This window comes from Paenibacillus beijingensis, from assembly GCF_000961095.1.
Lineage (GTDB): Bacteria > Bacillota > Bacilli > Paenibacillales > Paenibacillaceae > Paenibacillus_O > Paenibacillus_O beijingensis.
The window spans coordinates 2,946,754-2,968,184 of the sequence record NZ_CP011058.1; the positions used below are offsets into that span (position 1 = coordinate 2,946,754).

Sequence of the window (21,431 nt, forward strand, 5' to 3'; positions counted from 1 at the left end):
ACGTAAAAGAACGGGGATTGACCGATTGAAAGGGGAGCTTCAGGTTGAATAAGATCTCAACCGGCCAATGGATGACGCAGGAGCTGGAGCGGCTCTGTTTGAGTTCGGACAGCGATTTCGGGGCATTCGCCCAGCCGGTTGAATCCGATCGGCTTATGAGGTGGACCTGTGAAGCGGGGAGCCGGAACCGGCGCATCAGCCAAATGACGGTCAAGCCAGGCGTCGGAGCGGCGGGAATGGCGCTGCGTCTCGGAAGACCTTACATCGTGAACGGCATCGGGAACGATTCTGCGGTCCGCGAATGTCCGGTCATGCTGGCCGAGAAGCTGCTATCGGCGGTCGCCATGCCGATTCCGGCGCTGACGGGGCACTCTGCGGGAGGCGTTCTGCTGCTGGGGAGAAGGAGCGGCTTGAACTATGGGGAGGAGGATGTGCGGCTTCTGTCCGCGCATATTCCCGGGCTGCTCGAAACGATGCGCGCAGGGCTGCAGAAATAACAAAACCGCAGCCACAATCATTGAAGCGGCCGTTTTGTGTTATGATTGATGGAAGATAGTGTCTCAAATAGCAGGAGGTTGCACATGATCAAAATCATCATCGTGGACGACCATGCGATGGTCCGTTCCGGGCTGCGGATGCTGCTGAGCGGCAAAGAAGATATCGAAGTGGTCGGCGAAGCGTCCGACGGGGACGAAGGTATTGCGGCTGCGCGGCAGCTGAATCCGGACGTCGTGCTGATGGATTTGAGCATGCCGCACGGTAAGGACGGGCTTACGGCCGCTTCCGAGCTGAAGACGGAGCTTCCCGGTACGGCGGTACTTTTTTTGACGATGCATGACGACGACGAATATTTGTTCCGGGCCATTCATGCCGGAGCGTCCGGCTATGTGCTGAAGAGCGCTCCTCATGAGGAGCTGCTGACGGCGATCCGGTCGGTGGCGAAAGGCGATCCGTACCTGCATCCGAACGCGACCAAGAGGCTGATGAAGGAATATACGGAGGGTCTGAGGCGCGGCGAGAGCGCGGATCTGTTCGAAACGCTGTCCGAGCGCGAGAAGGAAGTGCTGGAGATGACCGCCAAAGGATACGCGAACAAAGAAATTGCCGAGCAGTTGATCATCAGCGTGAAAACGGTGGAAGCCCACAAAAGCAACGTCATGGAGAAGCTGGGTCTCAAATCGCGGCCCGAGCTTGTTAAATATGCGGTGAAAAAGGGGCTGCTGCAGTTTGACTAAACGGCGGAAAATAACGGAATCCGAGGTGATCGGCCAGCATGTCGGGTCGCTTCTGTCGAAGCTCGACGACAATATTGCCGACGAGGCGTTCCGCAGCGAGCTGAAGCAGTCGCTCAAGCAGCTGACGGATGTCAAGTTCGCGCTGGACGAATCGTCGATCGTCGCCGTCACCGACCGCAGCGGGAAAATCGAGTACGTCAACGATAAATTTTGCGAAATATCGAAGTATGAGCGCGAAGAGCTGATCGGGCAGGATCACCGGATCATCAATTCGGGCTATCATGACAAGCCGTTCATGCAGCAGCTGTGGCAGACGATTCTCGCAGGGGACGTTTGGTTCGGCGAAATCAAAAACCGGGCCAAAGACGGCAGCTACTACTGGGTCAGCACGACCATTGTCCCGTTTATCGGCGAAGACGGCCGTCCGTATCAGTTTCTTGCGATCCGCAACGAAGTGACGAAGCTGAAGAAGGTCGAGGAACAGCTGCAGGAAATGATCGGACAGGTGATGCGCATCCAGGAGGATGAGCGGCGCCGGTTTTCGCGCGAGCTGCACGACGGCATCGGCCAAAGCTTATTTTCGCTGCTGATCCAGATTGACGGGGTTATGTCGGCCGCGGAAAGCGGAGAAGCGCAGCTTGGGCCGATCCGGGAGACGGTGGCGGGCATCATCGAGGAAGTGCGCGGTCTTGCCTGGGAGATGCGGCCGTCCGTACTGGACGATCTCGGCGTTGTGCCGGCGATCCGGACGTATATCGACAATTACGCTTCCCATTACGGGATAACGGTACGTTTTGACTGCAATCTGCGCAAAAGGCTAGGCGTCCAGGCGGAAACTGCCATATATCGGATCATTCAGGAGGCGCTGACCAACATCGCCAAATATGCGGACGTATCGGAGGCGGACGTCTCGATTAAAGAGACGGAAACGGAAGTCGTCGTCCGAATCGCCGATGAGGGCGCTGGTTTCGATACGGCGGCTCCATCCAAAGGCGTCGGGCGGTTCAGCATGGAAGAGCGGGCCCGCGCCGCCGGCGGCAGCCTGCGGATCGAATCTTCCGCGAGCCGGGGGACCGCCGTGACGGTTGTTATACCGAAGTCCGGGTTCTGAAACGGGTCCGGAGCTTCGCTATAAGTGCCGGGAAATCGGGCTCGATCCAACGTTTGCCCGCCCGCTCGATTTGCGGCCGGGATAAACCGAGCGCGAGCAGAACGGCTGCTGCAACGAGCAGCGGTACGGCCATCCTTTCATTTTCGATGACGTCATACAGCCCTGCCGCCAACATTGCCTTGATGACAAAGCCTTGCAGCAGAAAAACATACAGCGTCCGCTTGCCGGGGCCGGTCAGCCTGCCTTCGCTCCAAGGAACGCAGGCCAGAAAGCAGATGGAAGCCGCAGCTTCCAGCACATAGATGCCGAGCCGCTGCAGCCCGGCATACCACTGCGTACTTCCGAGTTCCGCGAAGGTCCGGCTTCCGTATAACCAGCCCGGATCGATGTGGGGCCCAAGCCAGAAGACGGCGAGCACAGCGAAACCTGCTGCAACGGCAAAGGGGCGGATTCGCAGCGCTGCCGCTTGCCAACGCGGAAAGTTGCGGGCTTTGAACCCTGCAAGGAAGAAAGGGAAGAACACAAACGTTCGCGACAAGCTGACCCAGCCGCCTTCCCACGGGATATAACCGGCCGCGACTCCCAGCAGCACGGCTGTGGGCAAGGCATATTTCATGCGGGAGAACAGCGGCAGCAGCAGGCGCCAGCAGAAGTGGCTGCAAAGAAACCACAGCAACGAATAAGGCATGAAGAAGGAGTACACGACTCCCGGCGCATGGAAGAGAGATGCATCGGCAAGCGAATACAAGCTTTGAAAGACGATATATTGATAGGCGATCGCAGTCAGCGCCTTGCTTGCGCGCCCCTCCTGCCTGTAATCTTGGGCCGAGTAGCCCATTGCGAAGGCGAACATCGGGATATGGAACGTATAGATCGTTTCGTAGACTGCCATCGCTCCGGCATGCCGGCTGATGACCGGCTCCAGCATATTCGCCGTGATGACAAGTGTAATCAGCACGTATTTCACGTTCATCATGTAACTGTGCTCTATCGCTTCCGGCCCGATTTTCGTCAACGTCCCCACTCCCGCTCCTTATTTTTCTTTTTCAACATACCCGATTATCCGAAACGGCGAAGTGATGAATATCACCGGTTGAAATCGAGCGGTACTGTGATTTTTATCACAGATGCCCAGAAATACGTATGGTTTAATAGAGTTATATAGGAAACCGCGACGTGACGGGCAGGCTGATTGTGACCCGGAATGAATACTTTGAAGGGAGCAGATGACTGTGATTACCTGCAAAGAGTGCAGCAGAACGAACGGCACGGGCAGTGTGGGGACGAGCTGGATTTGCGAAGACTGCAAAGTGGAAATGACGGAACAGAAGCAGCAGGCCGAACGCGATGAATGGATGCAGGAGCGAAGATTGGAGCAATAGCTGGGCGTAAGACCGGGGAGAAATCCCGGTCTTTTTTTGAAAAATTTCATATTGCGGATCGACCATTTTTTGTTTATAATCAACTTGTATACAGGTTGGGATGTAAATTGGAATTCAAATCGGACGTCAAATTGGCAGCGCGGGAATTCCCATATCATGAAAGACAGGAGGGGTCATCATTGCTTCTTCTTGCAAGGGATACGCACATTTTCAGTTTCTCGAAACATCATACGCCTGTTCTGAACGTAATCAGCGGATCGACGGTCAAGTTTCAAACGATGGACTGTTTTTCGAATACGATCCATTCGCCGGACCAGTCCGTTGAAGCAATTGATTACTCCCGGATCAATCCCGCTACCGGACCCGTATACATTGAGGGTGCCGAGCCGGGCGATGTGATCAAGGCGGAAATTTTGGAGATCCGGGTGGCAGGCCAAGGCGTCCTCGCCTCCATTCCGGGCATCGGAACATTGACGCACACGGCGGAGAGCGCCATCAAGATCTTACCGATTGCGAGCGGTCAAACGGCTACATTCAGCGAACATATTGAATTGGACGTCCGGCCTATGGTCGGCGTCATCGGGGTGGCTCCTGCGGGAGCGGATATTCCGTGCGGACATCCCGGCAATCATGGCGGAAATATGGATGCGACTTGCATAACGTCCGGATCGAGCGTCTATTTGCCTGTCAACGTATCGGGCGCATTGTTTGCGCTTGGGGACTTACATGCGGCAATGGGGGATGGGGAAATATGCGGTGTCGGGATTGAAGTCGCCGGCGAGGTGGACGTCAGGCTCTCCGTGATCAAAGGAGCAGAACTTGATTGGCCGCTCGTGCACCGGGGCAATGATTGGTACACGATTGCCAGCGATCATGATTTGCTGACCGCCATTCGGCTCGCAAGCGAATCCATGCAGCGGCTTCTCGTCAAGGAGTGGGAGCTGTCAAACACGGAAGCGTATATGTTGATGGGAGCCGCGGGGGATGTGCAGGTTAACCAGGCTTGCAAACCTTGTTCCGTCGAATCTGTCGTTCGCTTCCGAATGCCTCAAATGAAATCATTGAAGCCATTAATTCAGGAGTAGGAGTGGAAAGCAAGATGCTTATAGGTGTCCCGAAAGAAAGAAAAAACAACGAAAACCGGGTGGCGGTTACGCCGGCTGTTGCTTCTACGATTGTAAAGGCAGGCCATCGGTTGATCATCGAGGAGGGAGCCGGCGCGGGCAGCGGCTTTACCGATCAGGAATATCGCGATGCCGGTGCGTTTATTGCCTTGCAAGCGTCTGACGTATGGGCCGCGGATATGGTGATGAAAGTGAAAGAACCGCTGCCCTCCGAATACGGTTATTTTCGGGAAGGACTAATCTTGTTTACTTATTTGCACTTGGCGGCAGAGCCTGAACTCGCCAAAGAGCTGACCGCGAAGAAGGTGATGTCGATCGCCTACGAAACGGTTGAGCTGAACGGGACGCGTCCGCTGCTTACGCCGATGAGCGAGGTTGCAGGCAGAATGGCCGTTCAAATCGGCGCCCGCTTTCTGGAGAAGCGGGAAGGCGGAATGGGAATTCTGCTCGGGGGAGTTCCCGGTGTCGGGCGGGGCAAGGTTACGATTATCGGCGGCGGGGTCGTCGGCAGCAATGCTGCCCGAATCGCGATCGGCATGGGGGCGGAAGTGACCATCCTTGACCTCGACGCCGAGCGGTTGCGCGAGCTGGAGCATATTTACGGCAGCCGCATTCAGACCCTGGCCTCTAATCCGGCAAATATTGCAGAGTCTGTTGCTGCTGCGGATCTCGTTGTCGGAGCCGTTCTTATTCCGGGAGCGAAAGCGCCGAAGCTCGTTTCGGAAGCGATGGTTCAAAGGATGAAGCCCGGTTCGGTTATCGTTGACGTTGCCATTGATCAGGGCGGAATTGTGGAGACGGCCGACCGGATCACCACTCATGACGAGCCGACATATGTGAAGCACGGGGTTGTCCACTATGCCGTGGCGAATATGCCGGGAGCGGTGCCGCGCACATCGACGATTGCGCTAACCAATGTTACGCTGCCGTACGCGCTGCAGATTGCGAACAAGGGTGTCCAGCAAGCGCTCCGTGAATCGGTTCCGTTACAGCTTGGATTGAATACGGCATACGGCTATCTCACATGCGAGAAGGCGGCGCGGGATCTCGGCTACGAATATGTCAACCCTTTAGGAGCACTTGTAGTATAATGTATTGCAAACCGGGTGAACTACTTTTATAATCAAGTTGTATACATAATTGTATACATATTGGTATATAAAAACTCCCGGATAGGTGTGACACATTTGATCGATAAAAATCCGAAGATGCTGCTGAAGGATATTGCATACGAAAAAATTAAAGAAAAAATGATGAAAGGCAATGAAGGGTACACATCCGAGAATACGTTGGTCCAGGAGCTGGAAATGAGCCGAACGCCGATCAGGGAAGCGCTCAATCGTTTGCAGCACGAAGGCTTTCTGCGCATTATGCCGAACAGGGGAATTATGTTCACCGAGCTGACCGTCGATGAGCGCAACGAGCTGATCGATATGAGAATCGCGGTCGAAACCTATTCGTTGAAGAAAGCGGTCCAGCGGATGGACGACCGGCATATCGAACAATTGAAGCGTATTATTGCGATGCAGGAGGAAGCGTACCAAAAAGACGATTTTTATGAATTGTTGGAAAAAGACTCGCTTTTTCATCAATATTTGCTGGAAATCGTAGGGAATTCTCATTTTATTAAAATGTACCGTCATGCCAGAGACAGACAGTTCACCGTACGGGCCGGGAATTGGCTGCGAAACAAGCCCGATGTGTTAAAGGTCTTTATCGAAGAGCACATGGAAATCCTGAATGCCATTATCGAGGGGAATGTCGAGGCTGCCGTGCAGCTACTCGAAGAGCATTTGAAAAAAGGGAAGTTGTAACAGGAGATTACCGAGCAGGAAAATGGTCAGCGCAGCTTTTACTTTTTTACATTCCGCGGCTGATCACTTGCTGGCCGTTTTCCTTCCATATTGGTATCGCTTCGGCATCCGACAATTGCAGCAAGATTGGCAGAACGATGTTTATATTGTGAAGATAAATAAATTATTTTATAATAAACTTGTATACAGGTTGGGATTCATGTTTTCTGAAAAACCACGTTTGTTGCTCGAAGACCCGTTTATTTGAGGAGGGATTAGGTGAAAGTTCGGATTGTAATGGCGCAATTGGAGTCGACCTCGGATAAACACGTTAATTATAAAAAAGCTGTAGCCGCCGTTCACGATTCAATCAATAACTACAACGCCCAGATGATCGTGTTTCCGGAAATTTTCATGAGCTTTTTTCCTGTAGACACTCCGCTGGATGTCATTGTGGAAGATGCGGAGCCCCTTGACGGACCGTTTGTTGCCGGCATGAGACAACTGGCGGCCGAAACCGGAACCTGGCTTGTGTTCGGAATGAAGGAGACTGCACCGGATTCGCGGAAAGACCGGGTTTATAATTCGGTTGTCGTCGTTCGTGACGACGGATCGATTGCCGGCGTATACCGGAAAACGCATCTTTATAATGCGTTTGGCTTTAAGGAATCGGACACGATTGAACCGGGGTCGCAGTTATTCGAGCCGATTGAAACTCCTTTTGGAACGATAGGCCTGTTCGTTTGCTATGAACTGCGTTTTCCCGAAATTGCGCGTCATCAGGCGGCTTTGGGGGCAGACATTATTCTTGTCCCTTCGGGATGGGTGCGCGGACCGATGAAAGAGCACCACTGGAACCATTTAGTAACGACAAGGGCGCTCGAAAACACGGTCTTCGTCGTTGCTTGCAATCAAGTCAGCGATTTTTATACCGGCCAAAGCCTTGTTGTCGATCCGATGGGCGTACGACTCGTTGCCGGACCCGAAACGGAGGCGCTCATTCCTTGCGAAATCGATTTGAGCCGGATCGGGAGCGTTCGCGAAAAGCTTCCATCGCATCGTCATCGGAGAGCGGAATTATACGCCCCAAACTAAATTAAGCGGAAAAGGAGCCCCCTCATATGAGCAGTTTTCGTTCTCTGTTGAACAAACGGCAATCCGCCTACGGAATGATCGTGACGTTAAAGGACCCCGCAGTTGTCGAGATGCTTGGATATACAGGGTATGACTTCGCCATCATCGACATGGAACATACGACATTTGATTACGGGCTTGTGCAGCATATGATTCGCGCAGCGAGGTGTGTGGATCTTCTATCAATCGTAAGAACGGGGCATAACGATTACGGAGCTATACTTCGTGTGCTCGATGCCGGGGCCGATGCCATCATGGTTCCTCATCTGACGACACGCGAGCAGGCGGAAATGACGGTAAACGCCGCCAAGTACCGTCCGCTCGGAACAAGAGGATTGGACGGTTCGTCAAGGGCCGCCGGGTACGGATCGATACCGTTCCAGCAGCATATACGCCGGCAAAATGGAGTTGTGACCGTCATCGGAATGATCGAAGATGCGGCGGCTGTCGATAATCTGAAGGAAATTGTCGGCGTCAAAGGACTGGACCTGCTCTTTCTCGGTCCGGCAGATTTGGCCGCCTCGCTCGGATATCAGGAGCAATTCGATCACCCTGTCGTGATTGAGGTGATGAAAGAAGTGATCCGTATTTCGCGCGAAGCGGGAATAGGGATCGGCATTCCGGCCTTCACGGCCGAAGATGTAAACCGCTACACCGAATGGGGAGCGAATTTCTTTACCGTACCTCCGATCGATACGCTCCTATTCAGTCAGACATTGGCATCGCATATAGCCGGTATCAAGAGCGCAAGCCTTAAGATACAATAAATTTTCATTTAAATTGGGGAGGTTGGAAGGAATGAAAAGGGTGTATAATGCGAGAAAGGCATTGGTTTTTGGACTTGTTTTTGTATTCATGGTGATCACGGCTTGTACGGGCGGAAACACGGCAAAAACGGAACAACCGGCCGCTGAATCGACAGGGGGTCAGGAAGCAGCCGCTAAGACGGAAGAGGGAGGGCCGCAGCCGGGCGGTGAAATCCGGATTGCATTTGAAGCGGATCCGCCTGCTCTCGACTGGGCCAGCTCCGGCTCCTTCTCGACGGCTAACATTGCGTACCACATTTTCGAACAACTCTTTGCCCTGGATAAAGATTTGGCTGTCAAGCCGATGCTTGCCGACAGTTATGAAATGAGCAGCGATCAAACAACGTATACGATCAAGCTGAGACAAGGCGTGAAATTCCATAACGGCGCCGAAATGAAGGCGGACGACGTCATCGCATCGATTAAACGTTGGACAGTCATTTCCCGTTTCGGAAAGATCGCGGCCGAGAAAATCGAATCGATCAATAAACTGGATGATTATACGATTGAAATCAAGCTGAAAGAAGCGTTTACGCCTCTTATTCGCTTCTTCGCGGGTCCGCAAAACGCGCTTGCGATTATGCCTGCCGACATTGCTGCAAAAGCCGGGGAAGAAAGATTTACGGACGATGCGCTCGTAGTCGGTACAGGTCCATACAAGCTTGAAAGCTGGAAGAGAGGACAAAGCCTTACGTTAATCCGGTTCGACGATTATGTTTCCCGTGAAGAGGATTGGGGTGGACTGACCGGTAAAAAGGTTGCTTTTGCGGATAAAATCAGATTCGATATCATCTCGGATGCGCAAGTGAGAATGAACGGCTTGAAAACAGGGCTGTTCAACTATGTGATGGCGGTACCGCAAGATTTGTACGGCGCGGCTAAGGCGATTCCGGGCGTTCAAACGCAAGTGAATGAAATGAAAAAGTTTATTACCCTCATTCCGGATAAATCCGAAGCGCCTTTCAATGATGTCCGCCTGCGTGAAGCCGTTAACTATGCCCTTGACCGGGAAGCGATCGGCAGCGTTACGTACGGCGATCCGAACTTCTACAAGGCCGATGGATCGATCTTCTTCCCGCCGCAAAAGGAACTGTATTCGACCACGGGAACCGAGGCTTACAAATACGATCCGGAAAAAGCGAAGCAGCTGTTGAAAGAAGCGGGCTACAACAACGAGCCGATCCGCCTGATCGCATCCAACAGCTATGAGGACCATTTGAAATCCGCGCAAATTGTCATGCAGCAGCTGCAAGAGGTTGGCTTTAAGGTCGACTTCCAGACGTATGAATATTCTGCGCTGACGGAGCTGATCAAGAACCCGAAAGAATTCGATTTGTTCGTCCTTGGTTTCGCACCTGTATTCGATTTGTCGCTGACGTTGTGGCTGGAACCGGATTATGCGGGCTCGACCAATTATACAAGCGAGAAAATGAACGCTGCTTTGAGCGCATGGAATAAATCCACCGATCCTGCCGAGCAAATGAAAATTTTAACGGATGTCAACAGCATCGTTTACGGAGAATTCCCGATTATCAAGATGGTCAACGAAGTGGGACTTGATGCGTACAGCGACAAGCTGCAAGATTTTGAACCGTGGATGGGCATCAAATTCTGGAATACGTGGTTGAAAAAATAAATCCGTGCGGTTGATACTGCAACACGGGGAGGTGGATTGTTATTACACAATATATCGCCCGCCGGTTGATTTCCTTAATTCCCGTCATCCTCATCGTTAGTCTGATTTGTTTCTCGCTTATTCACATTACTCCCGGGGATGCGGCGTCAGCTATTCTGGGAGAGACGGCAACGGAAGAGCAGCTCGCGAAGATGCGGCAGTCTCTGGGGCTCGACGCTCCGCTTTATGAACAGTTTTTAAGGTGGCTTGGCGATGTTGCAGTCGGCGATTTCGGGGTGTCCGTTTTTTCGGGCGAACCGGTTATTCAAATCATCTGGGAGAGCTTTAAGACAACGTTCGGCCTCTCCTTGATCGCCATGCTACTGAGTCTTGTCATTGCAATCCCGCTGGCGATCCTTGCCGTATGGAAACGGAATTCGTGGATGAATTGGATCTTCATGTCCTTCTCCTTGCTGGGCGTTTCCATACCGGCATTTTGGCTGGCGCTGCTGCTCATTATCGTGTTTGCCGTAACGCTCGGCTGGGTTCCGGTTGCAGGCTACATGCCGCTTAGTCAAGGCTTCTGGCCTTGGCTGAGCCACCTGCTTCTGCCGGCTGTCGTGCTCTCCGTCCAGCAGGCCGGGCTTATTGCCCGGATGCTGCGCGACGGAATGCTGGAGGTCATGAACCAGGACTACATTCGCAGTGCACGCGCCAAAGGAGCAAAGGAATGGATCATCCTGCTGGGTCATATTTTGCCGAATGCGATGATTCCGACCGTGACCGTTATCGGCGTCACAATTGCCGAGCTGCTCGGCGGCGCCATCATCGTTGAATCGATCTTTGCCATTCCGGGTTTGGGACAACTGATCGCGGAATCCATCTCGCGGCGCGATTTTCCCGTCCTTCAGGGCGGCGTATTGTTCATTGCCGTCATCTATGTGCTCGTAAACTTATTGGTGGATCTGGCCTATGCCTTCTTTGATCCGAGAATCCGATACGATTAAGAAAGGGAGATAGGCAATGTCCGCACTGCATTCGAAACGAAGGAGCAAGCGTATTTCCGGATATGCGGCGGGGGCGGTATTATTTACGATTGTGATGGCGGCCGTCACGGCACCGTTATGGGTCCCCCATTCTCCGACTTACATTGATCCTACGCAGCGTTTATTGCCTCCGTCCGGTCAGCATCTATTCGGAACGGATCATTTTGGCCGTGATATTTTTAGTAGAGTGATCTATGGAGCGCAAATTTCGCTGGGCGTTGGATTCATCGTTACACTGCTGTCGATCGTTTTGGGAACGATCACCGGTTTGCTGGCAGGTTATTTTCCGAAGGCCGACTCCTTCCTGATGCGAATCATCGACGGTATTATGGCGTTCCCTTCGGTCCTGCTCGCCATCGCAATGGTTGCGGCTTTAGGGGGCAACATGTTCAACCTGGTGACGGCCCTCGTAATCGCCTTTTGGCCGAATATGACGCGGGTTGTTCGATCATCGACCCTGCTCATTGTCAATATGCAGTACGTGGAAGCGGCCAAGGCGATCGGAACGAAGCATACGGCGATTATGATCCGGCATATTCTTCCGAACTCGCTGACGCCGATTATCGTACAAGCAACCTTCATCTTTGCAAAGGCCATTCTTGCGGAAGCATCCCTTAGCTTTTTAGGACTGGGGATTAAACCGCCTACGCCGACCTGGGGCAGTATGCTTGGAGAATCGCAAGTCTATTTGACGACTGCCCCGTGGTTTTCCGTTCTGCCGGGTATCGCCATCCTGCTGACGGTGCTCTCCTTGAATGTGTTTGGGGATTTGTTCCGGGAGATGGTCAATCCTCATCTGTCCCGCAGGAGAGGCGGGTTCCTCTTCAAGAGGATGTCCATCAAACCGGCAGGGAAACTGGAAGAGAATGGAGGTGGGTAGCGGGCATGGCATTGCTTGAAGTAAAAGGCCTAAGAACACATTTTAATACGCTGGGCGGGATCGTTAACGCGGTAAACGGCGTTTCGTTTACCGTCGACCGCGGCGAAACACTTGGAATTGTCGGTGAATCGGGCTGCGGGAAAAGCGTCATGTCCCTTTCTCTGATGCAGCTCAATCCGGTGCCGATGACCTCTTACCCGGAAGGCGAGATTCTTTTCGACGGACGCAATCTGATCGAAATGACCGAATCTGAAATGCGAAAGATGCGGGGCAACGATATCGCGATGATCTTTCAGGACCCGATGACAAGCATGAATCCCGTCATGACCGTCGGCAAGCAGATTATGGAATCGATTCGGTTTCATCAGAAAGTGTCCAAAAAAGAGGCGGCCGCACGGGCGCTGCAGGTGCTGCGGGACGTCGGAATCGCCAATCCGGAAAAACGGTTCCATGAATATCCGCACCAATATTCAGGGGGCATGCGGCAGCGGGCTATGATCGCCATGGCGCTAGCATGCAATCCGAAAGTACTCATTGCCGACGAACCGACAACGGCACTCGATGTGACGATCCAGGCGCAAATCTTGGAGTTGATCGCGTCGATTCAGAAACAATACGGGATGGCCATTCTTTTGATTACCCATGATCTTGGCGTTGTGGCGAGGTCGGCCGACCGGGTGATGGTGATGTATGCGGGGGAGGTCGTTGAAGAAGGCAGGACCGAAGAGGTGTTTAGCCGGCCGCTCATGCCGTATACCTGGCTGCTGCTCCGTTCGCTGCCGCGTATGGACGATGACGGGGCCGACCGTTTGCAGTCCATATCCGGCTCCCCCCCCAGTCTCCTTAACCCTCCGGAGGGCTGCTCATTCTACTCGAGATGTCCGTTTGCGATGGAAATTTGCGGGCAGATTAAACCGGCGCTTGTAGAAAAAATGAGCGCCCATCGCGCGGCATGCCACCTCTCCTTTGAAGAGATGGAGCAAAACGCGCCAATGGAGGAAAGAGATGAGGTGATCAGCCCGTGAGTTCTTATCTGCTGGAGACGCGCGGTCTTAAAATGCACTTCCCGATCAAAGCCGGATTGTTGAAGCAAACCGTCGGTCACGTGAAAGCCGTCGACGGCGTCGATCTGAAAATCCGGGCGGGGGAGACGCTCGGTATCGTAGGCGAATCCGGATGCGGAAAAAGTACGCTTGCCCGGCTTATTCTCCGGCTGCTTGAGCCGACCGGCGGAGAAGTGCTGTTTGAAGGGGAAAATATTCTAAAGTACAGTGCAAGGCAAATGCTACAAATCAGGCGGGAAATGCAAGTGGTGCTTCAGGATCCGATTGCCAGCCTCAATCCGCGGATGACCGTCGGCGATATTATTGCCGAACCGTTCGTATCCCATCGGGTCAAGGGGAATATCAAGCTGCGGGTTCAGGAGCTTCTGGAAACAGTAGGCCTTAAGCCCGAACATTATACCCGGTATCCGCACGAATTTTCCGGAGGGCAGCGCCAGCGGATCGGAATCGCCCGGGCGGTTGCCTTAAAGCCAAAGCTGATTATATGCGATGAACCGGTCAGTGCGCTCGACGTCTCCATTCAAGCTCAGATTGTGAACCTGTTTCAGGACCTGCAGAAGGAATTTGGGCTGACGTATGTTTTTATCGCGCACGATCTTTCCGTCGTCAAACATATATCCGATCGCGTGGCGGTCATGTATTTGGGGAAAGTGGTGGAGTCGGCTGAATATAACCGTCTCTTTAAACAGCCCAAGCATCCGTACACGGAAGCGCTTCTGTCCGCCATTCCGCTGCCTGACCCGCGCAAAGAGCGGGAACGACAGCGGATCGTCTTAACGGGGGAGATGCCTTCTCCGAGCAATCCGCCGTCAGGCTGTGCCTTTCATGCCCGGTGTCCGTACGTCACGCAGCATTGCGATACAAAGGTTCCGGAGCTGGAAGGGAAAAACGGGCATCTGGCAGCGTGTTTTTATCCGAGAGCATAGGAGGCAGCCTCATGGATCCATTGCAGCAAAGACAGCGGTTGGAGAAAGGGGCGACGACGCTCTACGCTTCGCAATTCGATCAACGATTTTCGTATTGCGCGTATGTCCCGAAAAGCTTTGACGCCGAACACCCGCAGCATGGGCGTCTCATTGTCCTTATTCACGGCACCGACCGCAATGCGCAAATCTACCGCGACGCTTTCAGCGACTTGGCCGAACAAACGGGAGCAATGGTGCTGGCTCCATTGTTTCCGGCCGGAATCATCGAGGCGGGAGAATTGAATGCTTATAAATTCGTCCGCTTCCACGACATTCGGTTCGATCACGTCCTCTTGTCCATGATCGATGAATTTTCGTCAAAATACGGGGTTGCCTTCGAACGCTTCCTCCTTTTCGGATTTTCGGGCGGTGCCCAGTTTGTCCATCGTTTTTATTATCTTCATCCCCAGCTTCTCGAAGGGGTTTCGATTGCTTCCCCGGGAAATGTCACCTTGCTGGACGATACGCGGGATTGGTTCGTCGGAACGCGCGGCTTCGAAGAACAGTTCGGGTCGAAGCTCGATCTGGAGAGGCTTCGCGAAGTTCCGGTACAGCTGGTAATCGGCTCATTGGACTGCGAGATTCAAAAAACAGGCAAGGAAAATCCGTTTTGGCAGGAGGGTGTGGAAGTGGCGGGAGACAGCCGCCTCGCCCGGATCAGAACGTTAAGGGACAATATGATCCGCAACGGAATCCGCGTGCGGTACGACGAAGTCGAGGATGCCGCCCATGAAGGGAAAAAGCTGTTTCCCGTGGTCCAGTCGTTTTTTGGAGAGATTTTAGCGGAAGCTGGAGGCTGGGAATGATGTTCCGAATGAACCCAAGAGTGCAAGGTGTAAACGAAGAACTGATCGAACTGTATGATCAGGTGATGCCATCCACAATCGGTCACATGACGGATTTTGGTTTTCTGAAAGGGCTTCGTCCGCTGGTTACTCCGATCCGCATCGTCGGCAATGCGGTAACGGTAAAAATCCCCCACATGGATTCTTCGGCCGTCCACCAGGCGCTTAGTATCGTTCAAGCGGGCGATGTGCTCGCGATCGATATGTCCGGTGACGAAGAACGCTCCTGTTGGGGAGGAGTACTCTCTTATATTGCCAAGCAAAAACGGTTGTCCGGCGTTATCGTTGGAGGCTGCGTGAATGATGTTGCCGAGATTCTGGAATTGAAGCTGCCCGTTTTCTCGCTCGGGACAAGTCCTTTGACGACCCGGATTGTGGGAATTGAGGGGGAAATCAATACAGTCATCAGCATCTGCGGCACAAGTATTCATCCCGGCGATTTAATTGTTGCCGATGATGACGGCGTATTCGTCGTCAGCCCAAGCGATGCGGAACACTATGGACGGGAAGCGATCCGGATTCAACAAGCGGAAGTTGAACTGAAGCGGAAATTGGATTCCGGTATATCCATTGCTTCCATCAGCGGCGCTGAAAACTACTTTTTATGAGCTGTCAAAAATTCAAACGAAGAAGCTTCCAAACCCGCTGTTTAAAGCGGGACTGGAAGCTTCTTTTGTTATGGGCGGTAAATCATTGCGGCTGTGACAAATATTACTTTTTTATGCCGGGCCGTTTAGTAAGCTTAGGAAATAAGGAAAAGCGGAAGGAGACGATTGGGATGATGACAGGCCTCATACTTGCGGGGGGACCGAGTAAAAGAATGAACGGAAAGCGCAAAGCGCTGCTGCCGTTCGGCGGTGAAATTTTGCTGCAGCGGCAAATTCGGGAGCTGCGTAAGAGCTGTGCCGAGATCATCGTTGCGGCTGAAGATCCGAAACCTTATCTCCGACTTGTCGATACGGACGTGCGCATCATAACGGACTATTATCACGGCAAAGGACCGCTTGGCGGCATGCATGCCGGATTAAGTCTGGCCCGGCACGATTCCGTCTGGGTCGTCGGCTGCGGCATGCCCTTTATTTCGGCGCGGGCGGCCGTGCTGCTCGATCAGCTTCGAACATGCGGCGCCGAAGCCGCGATCCCGCTCATCGAAGGGCGGGAATACCCGCTGCACGGCGTTTACGGCAAAAGCTGCGCCCGTCAAGCGCTGGCGCTGATGGAGAGGGGCGAAAGGCATGTCTCCGCCTTGATGCCGGCGCTGCGCTGGATCAAAGCGGACGAAACGTTTTTGCTGGAGGCGGGAATCGATCCCCTGTTCACCATGAATATCGTGACGGATGAACAATATGAACACGCGCTGCAATTCGCCGAGAAGCTTGCGATGATGTAGTCCGGTTCCTTTTTCAAAAATATTCCTGGGAGTGATTTATTGCATAGTGGAGGGCGCCGACTCCGGCGTACGATAGAGTCAAGCAAGTGAGGGAAGTGAGTGCCGATTCGGAAATCTCAAGGAGGAAGAGACGATGGCTGTAAAGGAAATTAACGTGCAGGAACATCAGTCCGCCCAAGACGAAGTGAACCGGTTGGTCGCCCGCGCTAAGCAGGCGCAGGCAACATTCATGAACATGACCCAGGAGCAGATTGACCGTATCGTACAGGAAATGGCGCTTGCCGGACTCGACCGCCACATGGCGCTTGCCAAGCTGGCCGTCGAAGAAACCGGACGCGGGGTTTACGAGGACAAAATAACAAAAAATCTGTTCGCGACGGAGTATATTTATCACAGCATTAAAAACGAAAAAACGGTCGGCGTCATCGAAGACAACCCCTATGAGAGCTACCAGAAGGTAGCGGAGCCGGTAGGTGTCATTGCCGGCGTCACTCCCGTCACCAACCCGACGTCCACGACGATGTTCAAGGCGCTGATCGCAGCCAAGACGCGCAACCCGATCATTTTCGCGTTCCATCCGTCCGCGCAGAAGAGCAGCGCCGCGGCGGCAAGCGCACTGCTCGAAGCGGCCGTACGCGCCGGTGCCCCGCAGTACTGCGTGCAGTGGATCGAAACGCCGTCCGTGGAAGCGACGCAGTTGCTGATGAACCACCCGGACGTTGCGCTTGTGCTGGCGACCGGCGGCTCCTCGATGGTTAAGGCTGCCTACAGCACCGGCAAGCCGGCGCTCGGCGTCGGGCCGGGCAACGTGCCGTGCTTTATCGAGCAGTCGGCCGATTTGCGCCAGGCGGTCACCGACCTGGTTCTGTCCAAGACGTTCGACAACGGCATGATCTGCGCTTCCGAGCAGGCTGTCATAATCGAAGAGCCGGTATACGGGCAAGTGAAAAAGCTGATGCAGGAGGCAGGCTGCCACTTCCTGACGACGGAGGAGACGGAAGCGGTATCGAAGCTCGTCATCAACAAGGAAAAATGCGCCGTCAACGCCATTATTGTCGGCCAGCCGGCCGTCAAAATCGCCGATCTGGCGGGAATTGCGGTGCCTGCCGATACGAAGATTCTCGTTGCCGAGCTGCAGGGCGTCGGCCCGGATTACCCGCTGTCAGCGGAGAAGCTGAGCCCCGTGCTCGCCTGCTACAAGGTGCAAACGGCCGCGCAAGGCATTGAGCGCGCGGCAGAGGTCGTCGCTTTCGGCGGACTTGGGCACTCCTCGGTCATCCATTCGAAGAACGAGGACGTCATCGCCGCTTTTGCCGCTAAGCTGCAGACCGGACGCGTCATCGTCAACTCTCCGTCGACCCACGGCGCCATCGGCGACCTGTACAACACGAACCTGCCGTCGCTTACGCTCGGCTGCGGATCGTACGGCCATAACTCCACCGCTTCGAACGTGTCGGCCGTCAATCTGCTCAACATCAAGCGCGTCGCATACCGGACGGTCAACATGCAGTGGTTTAAAATTCCGCCAAAAATCTACTTCGAGAAAGGCGCAACGCAGTACTTGGAAAAAATGCCGGATATCTCGCGCGTCCTGATCGTCACCGACGCGGTAATGGAGAAGCTCGGCTACGTGGAGAAGCTCGAATATTATCTGCGCAAGCGGCAGCTGCCGGTTTATGTGGAAGTGTTCTCGGACGTCGAGCCCGACCCGTCTGTGGAAACGGTGGAGAAGGGCCGGAAGCTGATGGAAAGCTTCCAGCCGGACTGCATCATCGCCCTTGGCGGCGGCTCGCCGATGGACGCGGCGAAGGCGATGTGGCTGTTCTACGAATATCCGGACACGAGCTTCCATTCGCTGAAAATGAAGTTTTTGGACATCCGCAAACGAGTGTACAAATATCCGCGTCTTGGCCGGAAAGCGAAATTCGTCGCCATTCCGACCACGTCGGGCACCGGCTCGGAAGTGACGTCTTTCGCCGTCATTACCGACAAGAATCAGGGCAATACGAAATACCCGCTTGCCGATTACGAGCTGACACCGGATGTGGCGATCATCGACCCGGAATTCGTCTACAGCCTGCCGAAGACAGCGGTCGCCGACACGGGGATGGACGTTCTGACACACGCGATCGAAGCTTACGTCTCGGTTATGGCCAGCGACTACACCGACGGTCTGGCGCTGCAGGCAATCCGGCTCGTGTTCCAGAACCTGGAGAAGTCGTACCATACGGCCGATCCGGCGGCTCGGGAAAAAATGCATAACGCTTCGACGCTCGCCGGCATGGCGTTCGCCAACGCGTTCCTCGGCATCAACCACAGTCTGGCTCATAAATGGGGCGGGCAATACCATACGGCACACGGACGGACCAATGCGATTCTGATGCCGCACGTCATCCGCTACAATGCGCAGAAGCCGACGAAATTTGCATCGTTCCCGAAATACGGCCATTTTATCGCCGACCAGCGGTATGCAGACATCGCCCGGATGCTCGGCTTGCCTGCGCGCACGGCCGAGGAAGGCGTCGGCAGCCTGATCGACGCGATCCGCAAGCTGAATCATTCGCTCGGCATTCCGGAATCGTTCCAGGCGCTCGGATTTGATCCGGCCGATTTTGAGGAGAAGGTGGGGTATCTCGCCGACCGCGCATTTGAGGATCAGTGCACGACGGCGAACCCGCGCATGCCGCTCGTTACGGAGCTGGCAGACATTTACCGCAACGCGTTTTACGGGAAATTTTAATCCAAATTAACGGGAGGTGTTCCGTCATGGCGATGACGGAAACGGAAGTGACAGGCAGCCGGCCGCAAGCGGACAGTTGGAGATCGTTCAAAGGCGGCAAATGGCAGCGGCACATCGATGTAAACGATTTTTTGGAGCGAAATTTGACACCTTATTATGGAGACGAGCGGTTTTTGGAGCCGCCGTCCGCGGCGACGAAGGAGCTATGGCGGCAGCTGCTCGAGCTGATGCGGCAGGAGCGGGAGGGCGGCGGCGTGCTCGACGTCGACGTAAACACCGTTTCCACGATTACGTCCCATCAGCCGGGGTATATCGATAAAAGCATTGAACGGATTGTCGGCCTGCAAACCGACGCTCCGCTGAAGCGCTCCGTCCAGCCGTTCGGCGGCATCCGGATGGCGGTCGATGCTTGTGAAGCTTATGGGTTCAAGCTTCCGGAAGAGATGGTGCGGCTGTTCACCGACATTCGCAAGACGCACAACCAGGGCGTATTCGATGCTTATACGACCGAAATGCGGGCTGCGAGGAAGGCGGGCATCATCACCGGCCTGCCCGACGCCTACGGCCGCGGCCGGATCATCGGCGACTACCGGCGCGCGGCGCTGTACGGTGTCGATCGTCTGATCGGGGACAAAAAGGAAGATCTGCTACAGCTGGAAGTCGAAACGATGAGCGAGGACGTCATCCGCCTGCGCGAGGAGCTGTCGGAGCAAATCCGCGCCCTCAAGGAGCTGAAAGCGATGGCAGCTTCCTATGGATACGACATTTCGGCTCCGGCTGGCAATGCGGCGGAGGCGGTGCAGTGGCTCTATTTCGCTTACCTCGCCGCCATTAAAGAGCAGAACGGCGCGGCAATGAGCCTCGGGCGCGTATCGAGCTTCCTCGATATTTACATCGGACGCGACCTGGCCGAAGGGACGCTGACGGAGGCGGAGGCACAGGAGCTGATCGATCAGTTTGTGATGAAGCTGCGGATCGTAAAATTTCTGCGGACGCCCGATTACAACGAGCTGTTCAGCGGTGACCCGACATGGGTAACCGAATCGATCGGCGGCATGGGACTAAGCGGCGCAACGCGCGTGACGAAAAACTCGTTCCGCTTCCTGCATACGCTCTACAATCTCGGTCCGGCACCAGAGCCTAACCTCACGGTGCTCTGGTCGGAGCAGCTGCCGGAGCCGTTCAAACGGTACTGCGCGCGGGTGTCGATTGAGACGAGCTCGATCCAGTACGAGAGCGACGATCTGATGCGTCCGCTTTACGGCGACGATTACGGGATCGCCTGCTGCGTATCCGCCATGCGCATCGGGAAGCAGATGCAGTTTTTCGGGGCGCGGGCGAACCTGGCCAAAGCGCTGCTTTATGCGATCAACGGCGGCGTGGACGAGAAGCTCGGCGTCCAAATCGGTCCGGCAGCAGCACCGATTACGGCCGATGTGCTTCGGTTTGACGAAGTGATGAGCAAGTACGACGCCATGCTCGAATGGCTGGCCGGACTTTACATGAATACGCTCAACGTCATTCATTACATGCACGATAAATACAGCTATGAACGGATCGAAATGGCGCTGCACGACCGCGACATTTTGCGCACGATGGCCTGCGGCATAGCCGGTCTGTCCGTTGTGGCGGACAGTCTGAGCGCAATCAAGCACGCTGTTGTTCGTCCAGTCCGCAACGAGCGGGGCCTTGCCGTCGATTTCGTCATCGAAGGTGAATACCCGCAGTACGGCAACAATGACGAGCGCGTTGACGGCATCGCCGTCGCGCTGACCGAATCGTTCATGAACAAGCTGCGCAAGCATGCGGCTTACCGCAATGCACTGCCGACGATGTCGGTACTGACAATCACGTCGAACGTCGTCTACGGCAAGAAAACAGGCAGCACGCCGGACGGCCGTAAAGCCGGAGAGCCGTTTGCGCCGGGCGCCAACCCGATGCACGGCCGGGACCGCAAAGGGGCGCTGGCATCGCTCGCATCCGTGGCGAAAATTCCGTATGAGTACAGTCTCGACGGCATTTCCAACACGTTCTCGATCGTACCGAAGGCACTCGGCAAAGAGCGGGAGCAGCGGATCGGCAACCTCGTCTCCCTGCTGGACGGTTATACTGCATCCGGCGGACATCACTTGAATGTGAACGTGTTCGACCGCGGGCAGCTGCTTGATGCGATGGAGCATCCGGAAAATTACCCGCAGCTAACGATCCGCGTTTCCGGTTATGCGGTCAACTTTATTAAGCTGACCCGGGAGCAGCAGCTGGACGTCATCAACAGGACCTTCCACGGTTCCGTATAGTCCC

20 protein-coding genes are annotated in these 21,431 nt (G+C 54.5%); 19 read left to right on the forward strand and 1 reads right to left on the reverse strand.

All coding sequences use genetic code 11. The annotated features are described in order from the left end of the window. Positions 1–44 precede the first annotated feature (44 nt). From VN24_RS13400 to VN24_RS13410, 3 genes are all read left to right on the forward strand, one after another. Positions 45–497 (forward strand): GAF domain-containing protein, encoded by a 453-nt coding sequence (locus tag VN24_RS13400; protein ID WP_045670812.1) that lies wholly within the window; start codon positions 45–47, stop codon positions 495–497. Positions 498–581: 84 nt separating this feature from the next. Beyond that, positions 582–1,235: a response regulator transcription factor gene (locus tag VN24_RS13405; protein WP_045670813.1), complete on the forward strand. Its 654-nt coding sequence runs from the start codon at positions 582–584 to the stop codon at positions 1,233–1,235. After that, complete coding sequence (locus VN24_RS13410; RefSeq protein WP_045670814.1) at positions 1,228–2,346, forward strand: sensor histidine kinase; 1,119 nt, start codon at positions 1,228–1,230, stop codon at positions 2,344–2,346. Before VN24_RS13405 ends, VN24_RS13410 begins: the two co-directional genes overlap by 8 nt. On the opposite strand, the gene VN24_RS13415 is transcribed toward VN24_RS13410, so the two are convergent. Beyond that, positions 2,324–3,361 carry an acyltransferase family protein gene (locus tag VN24_RS13415; RefSeq protein WP_052702932.1) on the reverse strand — a complete coding sequence of 346 codons (1,038 nt, stop codon included), beginning with the start codon at positions 3,359–3,361 and terminating at the stop codon, positions 2,324–2,326. The two genes, VN24_RS13410 and VN24_RS13415, sit on opposite strands and share 23 nt — an antisense overlap. A gap of 211 nt (positions 3,362–3,572) precedes the next feature. On the opposite strand from VN24_RS13415, the gene VN24_RS27700 reads away from it, so the two are divergent. From VN24_RS27700 to pflB, 16 genes are all read left to right on the forward strand, one after another. Then, the gene (locus tag VN24_RS27700) at positions 3,573–3,728 is read left to right on the forward strand and encodes a hypothetical protein (RefSeq protein WP_158453672.1); all 156 of its coding nucleotides are present in this window, start codon (positions 3,573–3,575) and stop codon (positions 3,726–3,728) included. 179 nt (positions 3,729–3,907) lie between these two features. Continuing rightward, positions 3,908–4,813, forward strand: a complete 906-nt coding sequence (locus VN24_RS13420) for an acetamidase/formamidase family protein (protein WP_045670815.1) — start codon at positions 3,908–3,910, stop codon at positions 4,811–4,813. A 14-nt stretch (positions 4,814–4,827) separates the two neighbouring features. Beyond that, positions 4,828–5,943 carry an alanine dehydrogenase gene (gene ald / locus VN24_RS13425; RefSeq protein WP_045673268.1) on the forward strand — a complete coding sequence of 372 codons (1,116 nt, stop codon included), beginning with the start codon at positions 4,828–4,830 and terminating at the stop codon, positions 5,941–5,943. A gap of 96 nt (positions 5,944–6,039) precedes the next feature. Continuing rightward, entirely contained in the window at positions 6,040–6,666 is a 627-nt protein-coding gene (locus VN24_RS13430; protein WP_052702933.1) for a GntR family transcriptional regulator, read from the forward strand. Positions 6,667–6,924: 258 nt separating this feature from the next. Beyond that, the gene (locus VN24_RS13440; RefSeq protein WP_052702934.1) at positions 6,925–7,740 is read left to right on the forward strand and encodes a carbon-nitrogen hydrolase family protein; all 816 of its coding nucleotides are present in this window, start codon (positions 6,925–6,927) and stop codon (positions 7,738–7,740) included. Between the two features lie 26 nt (positions 7,741–7,766). Beyond that, the gene (locus VN24_RS13445; protein ID WP_052702935.1) at positions 7,767–8,546 is read left to right on the forward strand and encodes an HpcH/HpaI aldolase family protein; all 780 of its coding nucleotides are present in this window, start codon (positions 7,767–7,769) and stop codon (positions 8,544–8,546) included. Between the two features lie 31 nt (positions 8,547–8,577). Beyond that, the gene (locus VN24_RS13450) at positions 8,578–10,221 is read left to right on the forward strand and encodes an ABC transporter substrate-binding protein (RefSeq protein WP_045670817.1); all 1,644 of its coding nucleotides are present in this window, start codon (positions 8,578–8,580) and stop codon (positions 10,219–10,221) included. A gap of 53 nt (positions 10,222–10,274) precedes the next feature. Next, positions 10,275–11,207 carry an ABC transporter permease gene (locus VN24_RS13455; RefSeq protein WP_274520448.1) on the forward strand — a complete coding sequence of 311 codons (933 nt, stop codon included), beginning with the start codon at positions 10,275–10,277 and terminating at the stop codon, positions 11,205–11,207. Between the two features lie 16 nt (positions 11,208–11,223). Continuing rightward, positions 11,224–12,126, forward strand: coding sequence for an ABC transporter permease (locus VN24_RS13460; protein WP_082083755.1), 903 nt, complete (start codon positions 11,224–11,226; stop codon positions 12,124–12,126). Positions 12,127–12,131: 5 nt separating this feature from the next. Beyond that, positions 12,132–13,151, forward strand: a complete 1,020-nt coding sequence (locus VN24_RS13465) for an ABC transporter ATP-binding protein (RefSeq protein WP_045670819.1) — start codon at positions 12,132–12,134, stop codon at positions 13,149–13,151. Then, positions 13,148–14,116 carry an ABC transporter ATP-binding protein gene (locus VN24_RS13470; RefSeq protein ID WP_045670820.1) on the forward strand — a complete coding sequence of 323 codons (969 nt, stop codon included), beginning with the start codon at positions 13,148–13,150 and terminating at the stop codon, positions 14,114–14,116. Before VN24_RS13465 ends, VN24_RS13470 begins: the two co-directional genes overlap by 4 nt. An 11-nt stretch (positions 14,117–14,127) precedes the next feature. Further along, the gene (locus tag VN24_RS13475; RefSeq protein WP_045670821.1) at positions 14,128–14,961 is read left to right on the forward strand and encodes an alpha/beta hydrolase family protein; all 834 of its coding nucleotides are present in this window, start codon (positions 14,128–14,130) and stop codon (positions 14,959–14,961) included. Then, positions 14,958–15,608 carry an RraA family protein gene (locus VN24_RS13480; RefSeq protein WP_238590684.1) on the forward strand — a complete coding sequence of 217 codons (651 nt, stop codon included), beginning with the start codon at positions 14,958–14,960 and terminating at the stop codon, positions 15,606–15,608. The genes VN24_RS13475 and VN24_RS13480 overlap by 4 nt, the downstream gene beginning before the upstream one ends. A 170-nt stretch (positions 15,609–15,778) precedes the next feature. Next, a complete protein-coding gene (gene mobA / locus VN24_RS13485; RefSeq protein ID WP_045670823.1) occupies positions 15,779–16,390 on the forward strand; it encodes a molybdenum cofactor guanylyltransferase in 612 nt (203 codons plus the stop codon). A 133-nt stretch (positions 16,391–16,523) separates the two neighbouring features. Further along, positions 16,524–19,130 carry a bifunctional acetaldehyde-CoA/alcohol dehydrogenase gene (adhE, locus tag VN24_RS13490; RefSeq protein ID WP_045670824.1) on the forward strand — a complete coding sequence of 869 codons (2,607 nt, stop codon included), beginning with the start codon at positions 16,524–16,526 and terminating at the stop codon, positions 19,128–19,130. A gap of 26 nt (positions 19,131–19,156) precedes the next feature. Beyond that, positions 19,157–21,427: a formate C-acetyltransferase gene (gene pflB / locus VN24_RS13495; protein ID WP_045670825.1), complete on the forward strand. Its 2,271-nt coding sequence runs from the start codon at positions 19,157–19,159 to the stop codon at positions 21,425–21,427. Positions 21,428–21,431 lie beyond the last annotated feature (4 nt).

Bases quoted from the DNA above. Each gene is read 5' to 3' on its own strand.
- VN24_RS13405 (WP_045670813.1), top strand. From the start codon at position 582: ATGATCAAAATCATCATCGTGGACGACCATGCGATGGTCCGTTCCGGG.
- VN24_RS27700 (WP_158453672.1), top strand. From the start codon at position 3,573: ATGACTGTGATTACCTGCAAAGAGTGCAGCAGAACGAACGGCACGGGC.
- ald (WP_045673268.1), top strand. From the start codon at position 4,828: ATGCTTATAGGTGTCCCGAAAGAAAGAAAAAACAACGAAAACCGGGTG.
- VN24_RS13445 (WP_052702935.1), top strand. From the start codon at position 7,767: ATGAGCAGTTTTCGTTCTCTGTTGAACAAACGGCAATCCGCCTACGGA.
- VN24_RS13450 (WP_045670817.1), top strand. From the start codon at position 8,578: ATGAAAAGGGTGTATAATGCGAGAAAGGCATTGGTTTTTGGACTTGTT.
- VN24_RS13460 (WP_082083755.1), top strand. From the start codon at position 11,224: ATGTCCGCACTGCATTCGAAACGAAGGAGCAAGCGTATTTCCGGATAT.
- VN24_RS13465 (WP_045670819.1), top strand. From the start codon at position 12,132: ATGGCATTGCTTGAAGTAAAAGGCCTAAGAACACATTTTAATACGCTG.
- VN24_RS13475 (WP_045670821.1), top strand. From the start codon at position 14,128: ATGGATCCATTGCAGCAAAGACAGCGGTTGGAGAAAGGGGCGACGACG.
- VN24_RS13480 (WP_238590684.1), top strand. From the start codon at position 14,958: ATGATGTTCCGAATGAACCCAAGAGTGCAAGGTGTAAACGAAGAACTG.
- mobA (WP_045670823.1), top strand. From the start codon at position 15,779: ATGATGACAGGCCTCATACTTGCGGGGGGACCGAGTAAAAGAATGAAC.
- adhE (WP_045670824.1), top strand. From the start codon at position 16,524: ATGGCTGTAAAGGAAATTAACGTGCAGGAACATCAGTCCGCCCAAGAC.
- pflB (WP_045670825.1), top strand. From the start codon at position 19,157: ATGGCGATGACGGAAACGGAAGTGACAGGCAGCCGGCCGCAAGCGGAC.